This window comes from Chloroflexaceae bacterium, assembly GCA_025057155.1.
Lineage (GTDB): Bacteria > Chloroflexota > Chloroflexia > Chloroflexales > Chloroflexaceae > JACAEO01.
On sequence record JANWYD010000014.1, the window covers coordinates 53,986 to 68,210 of the forward strand.

Genomic DNA, 14,225 nt, shown 5'->3' on the forward strand with positions numbered 1-14,225 from the left:
TGCACTGCGATCTAACCCGGGACGTCTGCGGGTTACCTTTCCCGGCAGCCGCCGCAGGGGTAGCGGGGGTCACCCTGTTCGAGTTGCACGGTCACGTGTTCGATCCCGAAGCGCTGGTGCAATTCGGCGCGCACCTGGGCCAGCAGCGCGTCGCATCCTTCCAGGGTGGCCAGCACCAGATGGGTGGTCAGGGCCGGCTCGGTGGTGCTGAGCGCCCAGATGTGCAGATCGTGAACCTCGCGCACGCTCGGCAGGTCGCTCAGGTAGGCTCGCACGGCCAGCGGATCAACCGCGGCAGGCACGGCATCGAGGGCCAGGTCAATCGACTCGCGCGCCAGGTCCCAGGCGCCCCAGCCGATCACGGCAACGATCACCAGACTGAGGAGCGGGTCAATCCAGCCCCAGCCGGTGAGCAGGATGATCGCGCCGGCGACAATCACCCCCAGGGAGATAACCGCGTCAGCGGCCATGTGCAGAAAGGCGCCGCGGATGTTAAGGTCATCCGCCCGGCCCCTGGCGAAGAGCCAGGCGGTGAAGGCGTTGATCGCCACGCCCACGCCGGCCACGGCGATCAGGGTCAGGCCGGGCACCTCGATGGGAGTGAAGAGGCGTTGCCCGGCTTCCCATGCAATGCCGCCGATGGCGATGAAGAGTAGCGCGGCGTTAGCCAGGGCCGCCAGGATCGTGGCGCGGCGCATCCCGTAGGTGCGGCGCGCGGTCGAGGGACGCCGCGCGAGCAGGGTGGCTCCCCAGGCCATCAGCAGGCCCAGCACGTCGCTCAGGTTGTGGCCGGCATCGGCCACCAGGGCCAGGGAGCCAGCCAGCACCCCGATGGTAAACTCGACTATCACGAAGCCAAAGTTCAGACCGATGCCGATGGCGAAGGCGCGATCAAAGCGGGCGGGCAGGTGGTGATGATGGCGCCCGTGATGATCGTGGTGGTGGTGGTGGTGCTGGCGGGGCATGGAGGCGCTCCTGCTATCGCTCGTGATTGGCGCTGATCCTACCATAGATTGCCAGGGCTTGCCAGGGTCAACTCGGAGGATCGCCTCCACAGGTTGCTGCCCTGAGGGTTGCACGCCAGTGCTCTCCTCGGCAAGAGGATGGGGAAACCCGGTTTCCCCGTACCCACCAGAAACGCCAGCTTCTTGCGGAGCTGTTGCCTGCCTCGCGCCATTCAGATGCCTGCATGGCGGGCCGGCCATGACATACAATGCCCTGGGGCGCATCACGCGAAAGGGCGGCCTATGATCGATCACGCCACTGACCAGCCAGGGACGCCGGTTTTGCGGCGTCCCCTGCATGTATTGATCCTCGATGCTGATTCTGAGCGGCGGGTGCGTCTGGCGGCGAGCCTGGGACGGGGCGAGGGACAGGTTTTCCGGTGGACATTATGCGCCGCGGTGGATGAGGCCGTAGTCGCGCTCGAGCAGGCGCTCGCGCCAGTGGATGTGCTGCTGATTGATCAGCACCTGGCGCCCGCTACCGATGGCATTGCCATTCTGCCGCAACTATTGCGTCTCAGCCCCGGGAGCAGCGCGGTTGTCTTTACCAACGCGGGTGACGATGAGGCTGAGCGACGCGCGCGGGCGGCCGGCGCCTATGGCTGCCTTTCCCGACCCTTCAGCGCCGAGGCGCTCCTGCACCTGCTCGTCAATCTGAGCGCCTGGCGTCAGACGCGCGATCAGTTAACGTGGTTCGAGGTGATTAACCGCTTCGCCGAGGACGCGCAACACCTCTACGCCGCCGAGGCTCTTGAGCGAGTGATTGTGCAGCGCGGGCTGGAACTGGGCTTCGACCGGGCGCGGTTGTGGGTCAGTTCTGATGGCGGACAGACGCTCGTCGCCGCCGCCTGCGCCGGGCGCGAAGCACCGGAGCGGTTTCGCGGCCTGCGCCTGCGCGCGTCTGAGTCGCCCTACCTGATGCGAGTAACACGCAGCCGCGCGCCGGTGATCTTCCACGAGCTGGAGCACGGCAAGACCTGGTTCATGCAGCAGCGCCCGGGCCGGGGATACGCGCCTCCGGTGGGCGAGTGGGTTGGCCTGCCTCTCTGGGCCGGCGAGGTGTTTCGGGGAGCTTTGATGCTTGACCGGCGCCGGGCGACCCCGCTGCGGCAGGATCAATTGCTGCAACAGGCGTTGATCCTCTTCGCCCGGCAGGTTGGCGCCGCGCTTGAGCGCACTGCGCTGCAGACCGAAACCGAGATCCTCAGCCAGATCGGGCGCCTGGCGGGGGCCGATCCGGCCGAGCGCAGCGACGAAGCCTTGCTCGAAGCGGTGCGTCAGGCCCTCAGCCCGCGGATCGACGTCGAGAACTTCATCGTGGCCATGCGCAGCGAAACTTCGGGCTGGATCGAGTTGCTGCTGGATGTGAGCGAAGGGACGCATGGCGAGCGCCGCTCCCTGCCGCCGGGGCGGGGCATGATCCACCAGCATCTGGTACAGGGCCGGCCCGTGCTCCTGCGAACGCCGCAGGAGATCCGCGCCTTTCGCCGGCAGCACGGCGTAGTGCGGCTGGAACGGCGCATGGCCGCGCAGAGCTGGCTGGGAGTGCCCCTGCTTGTCGCCGGGCGCGCGGTCGGGGCGCTGGTGGTCTTCAGCACCCGGCATGCCGAATGGTTCGGTGAGAGCGACCAGCGTTTCCTGGAGGCAGTGGCGGCGCAGATCGCCGGGCCGTTGCACAACCGGCGCCTGCGCGAGGCCGCGGAGTTGACCAACCGCCGGTTGATTCTGATGCAAAAGGCCGCGGCGGAGTTGATGGTCATGGGCGACGATCCCCAGGATGACGATCGGCTCTGGCACGCCGCGCTGACCGTAATTACCGCCGGCTACGGCCTGTGCTACAACCTGGCGGCCTACTTTTCGCTCCACCGGGGACGCACCCTGCTGCGCGGGCGCCTGGCGATCGGGCAGGTCACCCTGACCCAGGCCCGGCGGGCCTGGGCCGCCGACGAGGAGCGCGGCCTCACCTTTGAGCGTTATCTGGAGCAGTTGCGTCAGGACGCCATCCCGCCCACCGTGCTCCATGGCCTGCTGCGCGATCTGGAGATTCCCCTTCACGATGCGACCGGGGCCCTCGGCGAGGCGGTGCTCAACCTGGCCTGCGTGCGCGTGCCTCAGAGCGAACTGGCGCAGCGCTTTCCGCCCCGGCTCGCCGCCTGCCTGCCCCCGGCGGACTACGAGGTGGCGCCTGTGGCGATCGGGCGCCGGCGCTTTGGCGTCGTGATCGTCGCCAATCCCCATCTGCGCCGCCCCCTCGATGAAATGCCCCGCGATCTGTTGACCACCTGGCTGGCCCAGGTGGCGCTGATCGTCGAGACGCGGCGTCAGCGGCGCGCTGGCGAACAACTGGCCGCAGTCAGCCGCGCCGTCCTGGCGCGCGCGGCGGATCGCCCGTTGCACGAGACGTTAGAGGAACTGAGCCGTTCGGCGCGGGTATTGATGAGCGCCAGTTGCGCGGCGATCCTCCCTCTGGAGCCGGGATCGTCCCTCCGCCGGCCGCGCTTCGCCGCCAGGCATGCCGCCGGTGACGGCCTCCGCGAGCCAGCCTTGCTGCGCTCCCCCTGGTCTCCCGGTCCGGAGCCGCTGATCGTCCAGATCCTCGAAGCCTCCGACTTGCTTGCTGTCGAAAACGCTGGCGAACCGCCCTGGAGCGCTCCCGATGATCCCGAACCGGGTTTCGTGGCCCGCGAACGCCTGCGTTCGTTCATCGCCGCGCCGATCGTCGATCATGTCAACGACGAGCCGCGGGGTGTGCTGGTGATCGGCTATCGCAGCCCGCGGAGCTTTGACGAACGCGACCGGGCGCTGTCTGCCTCATTTGCCGAACTGGCCGGCCAGGCCATGCGGAACTACGACGAGCGCGCCTCGCTGGAACGCGAGCAGGAGGTCTTCGCCACCCTCCTCCAGGATACGCTGCGCCTCAAGCTGGACGCGCCCGACGCCGAGCGCGTCATCTTCACCCGCATTCTCCAGGCGGCCACCAGGCTGCTCAACCGGCCCGACGCGCGGCTCGGCCTGATCCTGCGCGGCTGGCAGCGCCCTGACCGACTCGGTCCGGCCCGCGTCATGCGCCAGGAGTACTTTCTGCTTGATGATGAATTGAAGTATGTTGAGGATTTCGATCTCTATCGGGGCATCACCGGGCGGGCCTTCGAGACGGGTGAATCGCAACTGGTTCAGGATGTGAATGAACCGCCGTGGAACGAGATCTTTTTTGATCGCTTCTCGCGTGGGACACGGGCTGAGCTTGATGTGCTCATTCGGCTGGAAGATCAGGTGCTCGGGCTGATCAACGTGGAGGCGCCCCGGGTTGGCGCCTTCACCCTGGCCCACTGCGAGGCCCTCAAGCGGCTGGCCAACGTGGTGGCCCTGGCGATTGACGTCAGCCAGACGCAGCGGCAATTGCGCGAGCTGTACAAGGCCGTCGAGCCGATGATCGTCGCCGGCACGCTGCGCACCACGCTCCAGGCGGTGCTCGAGCAGATGCTGATCCTGGCGCCCAATCTGTCGGCGGTGACCATCTGGTACTGGGACGAGCAGCGGCGGGCGCTGGTTCCTGGCGTGACCCATGGCGTGCGCTATGAGCACCGCCTAGTGGAGGACACGCGCTACTCCGAGGAGACGGTGCTGGGCCGGGTCGTGCGCCGGCTCGACCCGGTGTGGGCCGAGGACGCGCGCGCCGAGCCGGTGCTCGATGGCCGCTTCGTGCGCGAAGAGGAGGTGGCTTCCTGTGTCGCCTTTCCCCTCCAGATTGGCGAAACCCCCAGCGATAACGAGCCGGTGGGAGTGCCGATCTGGCTGCCGCCCTTTCCCGATGGGCGGCAACGCCGGGTGATCGGCGTGCTCTTTCTGGTCTACCGGCAACCCCATCGCTTCACCCGTCGCGAGCGGGTCATTTTACCGATTGTGGCCAGCGTCGTCGCCGCGTGCATTCGCGATGCCTTCAACGTCGAGCGGCTCGCCGCGCGCCAGAGCCAGTTGCAGGCCGCCACCAATCTGGCCAGGGCCGTGCTCGAAGCCACGCTCGACCTCGATGAAACGCTGCGGCGCATGCTTGCCATTGTGCGCGATCTGCTTCAAAATGAGCATCGCCGGCTGGGCCTGAGCGTGCTGCTGGCCGATGAAACCGAGCAGCACCTCAGCTTCACCCCCGCCTCGCGCGAGTTTTACCACTGGGAGTTTGTTGTCGAACGGCAGATCTTTCCCATCGTCCCGCTGCGCAATGGTCCTGATCGGCATCCGGGCACGATCGCCGCGCGGGTGGCCCGCAAGGCCAGGGAGCAGCGCCGGGCCGTCCTGGAGACCATCAATGATGTGCGAGCCGACCCGGACTACGTGCAGGCCAACCCGCACACCCTGGCTCAGTTGACCCTGGCATTGCTTCACCCCGAACGCGATACGCCTCACCCCAGGTTGCTGGGCGTGCTGGTGATTGAAGCCAACCGCGTGAATGCCTTCTCGCAAGCCGATGAGCAATTGATCGAGCGGCTGGCGCCGACGATCAGTCTGGCGATTGCCCGGGCGCGCGAGAATCGTGAGCGGCGCTTCAGCGAGTCGGTGGCCGCAATGACCGCCTGGGCCAGCCAGATCGCCCATGACATTGATCATGCCATCAGTGGGGCCAACAACGCGATCTACTGGCTGACCAAGACGGCCGAACCCGAGCAGATGCTGCACATCACCCGCATCAGCCAGAGCCTCGGCGAGATCCGGCGCCTGGCCCGGGCCGCCGATCAGCCCTCCTGCGAGCCGCCCTACGATCTCAGCGCCTGGCTGCGGGAGCGGGTGCCGCAGATCATCAAGCGGCGCGCCGGCGCGCCGGTGATGGTAACGTACTTCCTGTCAGCCGAAGCGCTGCCGGTGCAGGCCAATGAAATCCTGCTGGAACGGGTGCTTGAACATCTCATTCGCAATGCGCGGCAGGCCCAGCCGCGCGATTGCAGCATCACCGTGACCACCGAGCGTGAAGGAGCCTTTGCTCGCATCACCGTGGCCAACGATGGCCCCTCGATCCCTCCCGATGTGCAACAGCGCCTCTTTGTGGAGCCGATCCGCCACGAGCGGCGTGTCACCGGGGGCGGGCGCGGCCTGCTCCTGGCCCGTTCGATGATGAAGACCCTGGGCGGCGAGATGGCGCTGGTCAGTCCGATCTCGCCGGTGACGTTCGCTCTCTTGCTGCCTCTGGCTAAGCCTGACGATCTGCACGTTCATTAGTAGGCTGTAAACTACGTTGTTTGCTCAACCCGCCCCCTCCTCAACCCTCCCCCGCTGGAGGAGAGCGTCCGACGCCTCCTCCAACGGGGGAGGCTGGGAGGGGAGCGGAGAGGCAAGGAAACTTACGTCACAAACGCAGGAGTAGAAATGTATGACCGGGGCGCCGATCCGGGTGCTGATCGTTGATAACCTTGCCGAGTTTCGCGAGCAGTACGCCGCGCTGGTGCGCGACTGGGGCTATGAGCCAGTGGTGGTGGAGGCCGATGGTCCCGAATTGCCCGACCACGCGCTGCGCCTGGCCGCCGAGCGGCGTTGCCCGATCGCCCTGGTTGATCTGCGTCTGGTCGAAGACCAGGACCAGGGCGACATCAGCGGATTGGAGCTGGTGCGCCGTTTGCCATATACGAAAGCGATCGTGATAACCGGCTATGACAGTACCCCGATGGTGCGCCTGGCGATCCAGCAGTACGGCGCGGCCTCGTTCGTGGGCAAGGGCGAGGCCCCGGAGGTCCTGCGCGCCGAGCTCAACCGTGTCGCCGATAGCCTGTGCCTGCGCGGGAACGGCCCGGAGGTGCAGTGGCAGGGAGGGCTTTCTTCGGCGGCAGTACGCAATGAGATGTTTCCCGATCAACCGGCCATTCCCGCCGATGAACCTGAGGCGCTTATTCGCCTGCTCTTCAAGGATAAGCCCTGGGTGCGGCTGACGATGATCACCGAGGGCAACGGCGGCGCCGGCGCGGAACGGGTCAGCCCGTCGGTAAACGCCTCGCTGCGACGCAAGTCGCGCGTGTTTATCGCCGAAATCGCCGGTGAACGGGCTTTGCAGGTAGTCAAACTCGCGCGCACCGAGAAGATTGAACGCGAACGCGAAAACTACCGGCGCTATGTAGAGGCCGGCAGCGATGCCCTCCGCCGCCCCGAGTTGACCGGCGACGCGCTGCTGTGGGATATGGGTGCGATCGCTTACCGCCTGGTCGGGTTCGAGCATCTGGCCGAGGGGAAAGGGCAGATCTTCACCCGTTTCTACCGGCGTACCGCCGATCCAGGGGCAATTGTCGTTCCGCTGCGCGATTTCTTCTCCTACGCCGCCTGGGGCGATTGGTACCGGGGGCCGCACGTACAGGCGCTGCAGGGAACGCTGGTGGAGGCCTACGACCGGAGCTGGGATGATGCGCTCTCGCGGCTCGAACCGCTCTGGTGCGCCGAACCGCCAGAGTGGAGCCTGGATGCATTTCCAGTCACGCTGCCGCATCCCCAACGCTGGTTTGTCGAGCACCGGCGTCGCTGCGAGGAACTGCGCTGGCTGCGCCAGGTGATCACCCATGGCGATCTGCACGGCGATAATCTCTTCGTTGATCGTCACACTGCCTGGCCAATTGACTTTGAGCGCACCGGCTATGGCCCGCTGTTGCGCGATTTCGTCGAGCTGGTGCAGGATGTGACCACCCGCATCGCCGTGCTGCACGCCGATGATCTGCCGCTGGTCTACGAACTGGCGGTGGCGCTGTGCGGGCCGCAGGCCCCGCACGAGCCAATGCGCGCGACCCGCGCGCTTCTGGCTCACGGCGAAGCCCGCAAATGCTTCCTGGTGGTGCAGGCGCTTCAGGAGCTTGCCGCAGCGCGCGCGGCTTATGACGACCGGCGCGAGTATCTGTGGGGGCTGCTCTGCAACCACCTGTTTGTCTCCGGCAAGCTGGCGCCGGAAAGCGCCCGCTGGCAGCGTACCATGCTCTTCGCCGCGGTCATCTGTCGGCGTCTCGAACAGTGGGACGCCGTTGCCTGGCCGCCTGCCGCCTGGCCGCAGGTAGAGTGGGCCGCGCCGCAGCGTGTGGGCGGGTGATTCTCTGCCCGCGGGAGTAGCGTAACCCTTCAGGTTGCTACCCTTCCTCCAACCGGCCGCGGGCCAGACGCACCCCCACGCCCCGGTGCGTGATCAGGTGGCGCGGGTTGCGCCCGTCATCGCCAATCGAGTCGCGCAGGCGCTTGAGCAGGGTGTCAATCCGTTCGTCGTTCGCTTCCAGCCGTTCCTCTGGATAGAGCGCGCTCAGGATCTCCTCCCGCGGGCACACGGTTCCTGCCCGCTCCGCCAGGTAGGTAAGCAGGCTGAACTCCAGCGGCGGCAACGGGCCAGGCAACAGGCGCCCGTCAACCCAGACCCGCCGCTGGCGTCGGTCAACGACGATCCCCTCGCTGCTCGCGCCGCCCTGGTTGCGCACATAGGCGGCAAACACCGGCGCGAAGAGCTGCGGCGGCTCGCTGCGCACCAGTTCGATCAGACGCAGATCCGCCAGGACCTCTTGATCGGCGTCGCTCATATCCAGCCCGGCGGCCAGATGCCTGACGACGCGCTGCTCATCGGGCAGCAGGTCGTTCCAGAGTTTGGCGCATTCCTGGGCCACTTCGGGTAGAGCGGCAATGCGCTCGGGCGCTTCGCCGGGCCACTGTTCGTCCAGGGTCCACGCGAGCGCCCGAATGAGGGCCGGGTAGCCGCCACTGGCATCAAGCACCGCCCGCGCCATCTCCGCCGTAGGCGCGACCCCGCGGCGCCGGGCGATGCGTTCGAGGATCTCACGGGCCTCGCTCTCAGTATGCATGCCCAGGCCGAAGGTGTGCGGCTCGAAGAGCTCCCAGAACGCCTCGACGTCGTCGGCGTCGCCTCTGGCCCGCTGGCGCGCGCGAGACAGGCGCTCGCGAGTGATGGTCAGGTAGATCAGGCGGTACTTGAACTCATCGCGCAGGTAGCGCAGGTTGCGAAAGAGACCGGCGTCGAGCGCGCGCCAGATGTCCTCGAACTGATCGAAGAGGAGAATGAGCCGCAGCCCCTGGTCCTCAATCAGGCGCCCGCAGATGCGCTCGAGGTAGCGCAGGGCCAGCAGGAGGTTGCCCTCGTTGAGCAGGGTGATGTGAAGCCGGTCGAGGGGCGCGATCACGCTTTCGGGGAGGTTGCGGCGCTCGGCCTCGCGGATCAGCCGGTGAGCGATCAGTTCGAAGACGGCGAACTCGCGCGAGGCGTCTGCGGCTGCCAGAGCGTTGCAATCAATCAGCACGATCCACGTCGGCGCGTCAGGGAAGTACAGCGCCTGCACATCCTGGCGTTGCAGAAAACGGCCAAGATTGGTCTTGCCGACGCCACTGGGGCCGATGATTGAACAGCATTCTCCCGCGCGCAGGCGCGCGGCTACCCGCTGAAGCAACCCGGCGCGGAAGGTGAGCGGCTGCGGGGATGTAGCATGGTCGGGGAGCATTATTTCACCTCAAGGAGGGCCGAAGCATTGGCTGCGCCAATGCTTTGGCCTTACGGGGCGGGGGCGGAGCGATCATAGCCCCGTAAGGCCGGTTCAAGATCGGTGCGATCCAACAGGTAGAGCAGCAGGCCGGCATCAATCCGCTGGCCATCCGAACTGCGCCCGGCGCGCAGTTCCGGTTCGCCGAACCAGCGCACGCCTTCACCCGCGGGCGCGTCGCGATGGAGCGTTACGATGAAGGGATAGAAGCGGGTGCGGGTACGCACGCCGTAGGTCGGCGAGTCGCGCACGGCGATCAGCGGTGGCAGGGGATGCAGGGAGAGATCATCGGGAACGCGGGTTCGCGGCAGGCCCAGTTCTTCGTGCAACTCGCGCAGCAGCGTGGCCTCAAGGCTGTGGTCATTGAGGGCGCGCCGTCCGCCGGGCAGTTGCCAGGCCCCCGCGTCGGCGTCGAAGGCCAGCAAGAAGCGCCGCTCGTCATAGCCCTCCGCGCGGGAAATCACCCCCACGGCTGCCTCAACCTCGCGCACGGGCGCGGCGTGCGGCAGCACCTCGCGCCTTCGCGCCTCCAGAGCCGCCAGCAGGTCGCCGGGGCGCTGGAAGGAATGGCAGGCGGTAACGCCAGGGCTGTGCCAGTCGGCAATGAGGGGCGCGCCAGTGTCGAGCAGATCGCTCAGGAGCCGCAGCGTCCAGCCCGCCTGGGGCGAGACCGCTGAGGCGCCGAGGCCATCGGCGGTCTGGCGCAGGGCGCCGAGAAAGGTGAGTGCGTCAAGAATGCCGAGCAAGTAGTCGCGCTCGGCGCTCTCTTCGAGGTAGACGAGCTGGCCAGGAGCGCCGCTTTCGGAGGGTGCGGCGGCCGCGAGCCGGTCGAGGAGGGTGCACGCGAGCGCCCGGCGCTTCGTGGCGGCAGCGCAAACCTGTGACATCGCATGTTCTCCTTCTGACTCTCTTTCCAGGAGAGTGTAACCCTCCCAGACCCGCCCCTCAGGCAGGGGCGTGGGGAAACCCTGTTTCCCCACGCTCGCGTGGAAATTATTCAGGGAGACGCCGCGCTAGCCAAACAGCGCCAGGGCCAGCATCAGCAGCAGCGCGAGCGCCAGCAGCGCCAGACAACCGCTGCCGCGGCTCTCCTCGCGTTCGGTCTCCATCGGCACGTACACAACCGTCGGCGTGGGGCGGCGAGCGGGCTGGAGCAGGACGAACAACATCACGCCGAGCAACAGCAGACCGAGAGGCGTCACAAGCGCGTTCAGCGCGGCGAGGAGCAGATCGGTGAGGGAGAAATAGGCGGTGTACACTGGCAGTCTCCTTCCCGGTACGCAGTTGGCCTGCCACAGTGGAGCCAGGGTTGCGATGCGCGCAGTGGTGTATCATCAGCATACGTCTGCGTACCTGAAGTTGCCTGCCAGCAAATGGACAGCACGGCCACGGACGCCTGGCGAAGGGGTGGCATGCCTGGCATAGAGGATGCTTTCCAGGCCGCGCCTTATGCGCCGTCGAGCAGACGATTGATGCGCTCACGCATGGCGGCATCGGCATAGGCGCCTTCGCGCGTGCCCATGCAGAGACAATAAGCCCCCGCGCCCGCGTCGCGGCGCACCGCAACGCGATAGGGGCCATTGGCGGGCAGGGGCGGGACATGGCTCTGCACCAGGCGGTAGTCGCGGCCCGCGATGGTCAGAGGCGTCGCGATGAGAGGTGGCGTCAGACCCTCCGGGGGCAGGCCGGGGCCGGTCAGGGTGAAGTGCGCCTGAAAACCCGCTTCGTAATCACGGGCGGGAACGAGCAGCAAGAGTCGCACGCCTTCGCCAGCGCGACCGTTGAAAGCGTAGTGGTCGGCAGAGCGAGCCTCGTGAAGCCGGCCGTAGATCGCCTGGGCCAGCGCAGGGTCGCTGACGAAGAAGGGCGCGGCGGGATCGGGTGAGCCGGCGTCGTTAGCGATGCCCAGGTGCAGGCGCGCCAGCGCGAGCCACCCGGCGAGCAGCGCCACTCCCATGGCAAGCAGGGCGCTCACGCGATGAGCCTCCACAGATCGAAGCCCAGCGACAGCAGGATGATCAGCAGAATCACCGCCGAGAGGGGCAGCATATCGAAACGCCGGGGATGGCGGACGGCCCAGAAGTAGCGCAGGCTTCGCACCAGCAGCGTCAGGGCGACGAGATCGAGCAGGATGACCAGCGGCAGGGCCAGGTCGGTGGCGAAGCCGATCAGCGGCAGCACCACCGGCAGGATGATGTACTGCAGCGTGCAACGCAGCCCCGAAATCAGCAGCGACAGCCCGAAGGCGCGAGTGGCCGGGGCGCTGTCTGCCTCGCTCTCAATGCCTGCGTCGCACGTTTCGGCGACCGGTTGCGGCGGCGGAGGAACCCGGAGCAAACGCGCGAAGAACCGATCTACGGTGTCGATCATTGCCATACGCGTTCCATTTCCAGACCTGCGGGGTGCAATATGGGCCTTTCTACCGGTATGGTACACATTATACCTGATTGGGCAAGGAGGGTGGCCGGCCCTGATGATAAGGTAAGGGGGTTGTATTTGCTTCCAGTGCGTGCTATACTTCTGGTAGTTAGTAATCGAAACACTATGATCGTGACACTTTGAACCGCTTGTCTCATACTGATGTTGGGCGGCGACGCCGCCTGTCACGGGTGGCCGGAAGCGCTTCCGTTTCTTGCGGGAACGCTCAGAAGGCGACGAGTATGACGGAGACCCCCTCAACGAAGCGTACCAACCCGCGTCAGCGCCGACGGGTTGGAACTGACGGCCCGACCACCAAGGAGCGCGACTACCTGGAGGTGCTCTACTACCTGTCGCAGCGGAGCGAACCGGTGATCGCGGCTCAGGTGGCGCGCTGGCTTGCCCTCCAGCCGCCCACGGTCAGCCACGCCCTCCAGGAGATGGAAAAGAAGGGCTATATTCGGCGCGATGAGCGCGGCGAAATCGCGCTCACCCCCCTTGGCGCGGGGCTTGCCGAGGGGATTGTGCGTCGCCATCGCATTCTCGAACGTTTCCTGGCAGATGTTCTGGGTGTGCCCTGGCATATGGTGCACGAAGAGGCGGTGCACCTGGAGCACGCGCTGTCGCCTGCCCTCGAGGACCGGATTACTGCCCTGGTCGGCCATGCTACCACCTGCCCGCACGGCAATCCCATCCCCGGCAGCGGCGAGAGCTATCGCAAGCTCGTCCGCCTCGATATGGCGCCGCCGGGCGCGCTCTTCACCGTCCGGCGGATCGAAGAGGAGGCCGAGGAACGCACTGATCTGCTGCGCTACCTGGAGGCGAACCGCCTGCTGCCCGGAAATCAGTTCTTTATCCCCGATACCTCGCCAACCTATGGCGTCACCCTGCGGAGCTGCAACCGCGATACCACCGTCTCGCCGGAAATCGCCGCGGTGATCTGGGGTGAAACGGCAACAATTGACCCCAGGACTGGCGGGTCGTAGACGGCGCGACCCGGAGGCTTGCGCCGCCGTCGAGTCCCAAACTGGCGGGGCCATTGCATCTGCGGCCCCTTGTGCTATAATCCGGTATCATAAATGCACCCGTATAATGTCCATACCGTCGCGGCGACCCGATAGCCCGGATGCCAGGGCGTAAAGGTGGAAGCTGGTGCAAGTCCAGCGCTGTGCCGCAACTGTAACCGGCTGTTCCTCACAATAGCCGGAAGCCAGGATGCCTGCCGCGACGTTGCCGTTCAACCCTTCTCGAGCCAAGGAGGACGAACAAGCCCCGCGCCCCTGAACGCTTCCGCGTTAAGGCCGGCTCGGACCATTGTCGCCCCGGCACTCGAAAGAGGCCGGGGCGTTTCAGTCTGGCGGATGAGGAGTCTGTGAATGAGGTTTCCTTTCATTTCCGCCCCCTCCCAACTTCCCCCCGTCGGGGAAGGAGCCGGAGTCCCTTCCTCAGCGAAGGAGGGTGGGGGAGAGGGCGGGGTTACCGAAAAACGTCGTTCACACATCGCTTTCCCCAGAGTCCCAGGCTGGAAGGTTGAGGCCACCCTGAGAGCCGGTTATCCAGAAGCACGGAAATAGCTATGACTGCCGAAACACCCGCAGAGCCGGGCGGAACCCGGATCGACTCCACCCCTGAAGCTGAAGAGCGCCGGAAGGCCGCGCGCGCCAACCGCGCCCGCAAGGGTCTGCTCATCGTCAACACCGGCAATGGCAAGGGCAAAACCACCGCCGCCCTTGGCATCCTGTTGCGCGCCTGGGGCCGCGATCTGCGGGTCGGCGGCATCCAGTTCATCAAGCACGAGAATGCCAACTACGGCGAACTGCGCGCCCTTGAGCGCATGGGCATCACCCTCACGCCCATGGGCGATGGCTTCACCTGGACCAGCCGCGATCTCGATGAGACCCAGGCCAGGGCGCTGCACGGCTGGGAAACGGCCAAAGCGAAGATCGTCTCCGGCGACTACGACGTCTTTTTGCTCGATGAGTTCACCTACGTGCTGCATTTCGGCTGGCTCGATACCCACGAGGTGGTCGCCTGGATTCGCGAGCACAAGCCCCCGATGCTGCACCTGATCATCACCGGGCGCGACGCTCCACAGGCCCTGATTGATGCCGCCGATCTGGTGACCGAGATGCGTGAGGTCAAGCACCCCTTCCGCGATCAGGGGCTCAGGGCCCAGCCGGGGATTGAGTTTTAGAGCGCCGAAATGATTGATCCGCAGAGGATCCTGAGCCGTATGGCTCGCCGCGCTCGCGCCGCCAGTTGTGGATCCGTCGTTTCGAGAAATGCTACGGGGAAATCACGGATGGGC

The 14,225-nt window shown here is 66.3% G+C and carries 10 protein-coding genes and 1 riboswitch; of the genes, 4 read left to right on the forward strand and 6 right to left on the reverse strand.

Annotation, left to right across the window (positions count from 1 at the left end; all coding sequences use genetic code 11):
* Nucleotides 1-32: 32 nt before the first annotated feature.
* Nucleotides 33-965 carry a cation diffusion facilitator family transporter gene (locus NZU74_13820; GenBank protein MCS6882406.1) on the reverse strand — a complete coding sequence of 311 codons (933 nt, stop codon included), beginning with the start codon at nt 963-965 and terminating at the stop codon, nt 33-35.
* Between the two features lie 282 nt (nt 966-1,247).
* Here NZU74_13820 and NZU74_13825 point away from each other — a divergent pair, with 282 nt between their 5' ends.
* Nucleotides 1,248-6,215, forward strand: coding sequence for a GAF domain-containing protein (locus NZU74_13825; GenBank protein ID MCS6882407.1), 4,968 nt, complete (start codon nt 1,248-1,250; stop codon nt 6,213-6,215).
* Nucleotides 6,216-6,366: 151 nt separating this feature from the next.
* On the forward strand, nt 6,367-8,055 hold the full coding sequence (locus NZU74_13830) for a phosphotransferase (protein ID MCS6882408.1): 1,689 nt from the start codon (nt 6,367-6,369) through the stop codon (nt 8,053-8,055).
* A gap of 37 nt (nt 8,056-8,092) precedes the next feature.
* On the opposite strand, the gene NZU74_13835 is transcribed toward NZU74_13830, so the two are convergent.
* The 5 genes from NZU74_13835 to NZU74_13855 all read right to left on the reverse strand — a co-directional run bounded on the left by NZU74_13835 (nt 8,093) and on the right by NZU74_13855 (nt 11,875).
* Nucleotides 8,093-9,460 (reverse strand): winged helix-turn-helix domain-containing protein, encoded by a 1,368-nt coding sequence (locus NZU74_13835; GenBank protein ID MCS6882409.1) that lies wholly within the window; start codon nt 9,458-9,460, stop codon nt 8,093-8,095.
* 50 nt (nt 9,461-9,510) lie between these two features.
* Nucleotides 9,511-10,386: an NUDIX domain-containing protein gene (locus tag NZU74_13840; protein MCS6882410.1), complete on the reverse strand. Its 876-nt coding sequence runs from the start codon at nt 10,384-10,386 to the stop codon at nt 9,511-9,513.
* A 126-nt stretch (nt 10,387-10,512) separates the two neighbouring features.
* The gene (locus tag NZU74_13845) at nt 10,513-10,758 is read right to left on the reverse strand and encodes a hypothetical protein (GenBank protein ID MCS6882411.1); all 246 of its coding nucleotides are present in this window, start codon (nt 10,756-10,758) and stop codon (nt 10,513-10,515) included.
* A gap of 188 nt (nt 10,759-10,946) precedes the next feature.
* On the reverse strand, nt 10,947-11,474 hold the full coding sequence (locus NZU74_13850; protein ID MCS6882412.1) for a hypothetical protein: 528 nt from the start codon (nt 11,472-11,474) through the stop codon (nt 10,947-10,949).
* Complete coding sequence (locus tag NZU74_13855; protein ID MCS6882413.1) at nt 11,471-11,875, reverse strand: hypothetical protein; 405 nt, start codon at nt 11,873-11,875, stop codon at nt 11,471-11,473. The genes NZU74_13850 and NZU74_13855 overlap by 4 nt, the downstream gene beginning before the upstream one ends.
* Before the next feature lie 284 nt (nt 11,876-12,159).
* On the opposite strand from NZU74_13855, the gene NZU74_13860 reads away from it, so the two are divergent.
* Both NZU74_13860 and cobO read left to right on the forward strand, forming a co-directional pair.
* Nucleotides 12,160-12,903 (forward strand): metal-dependent transcriptional regulator, encoded by a 744-nt coding sequence (locus NZU74_13860; protein MCS6882414.1) that lies wholly within the window; start codon nt 12,160-12,162, stop codon nt 12,901-12,903.
* Nucleotides 12,904-13,007: 104 nt separating this feature from the next.
* Nucleotides 13,008-13,159, forward strand: a riboswitch (cobalamin riboswitch).
* Between the two features lie 334 nt (nt 13,160-13,493).
* Nucleotides 13,494-14,111, forward strand: a complete 618-nt coding sequence (cobO, locus tag NZU74_13865) for a cob(I)yrinic acid a,c-diamide adenosyltransferase (GenBank protein ID MCS6882415.1) — start codon at nt 13,494-13,496, stop codon at nt 14,109-14,111.
* Nucleotides 14,112-14,225: the final 114 nt, after the last annotated feature.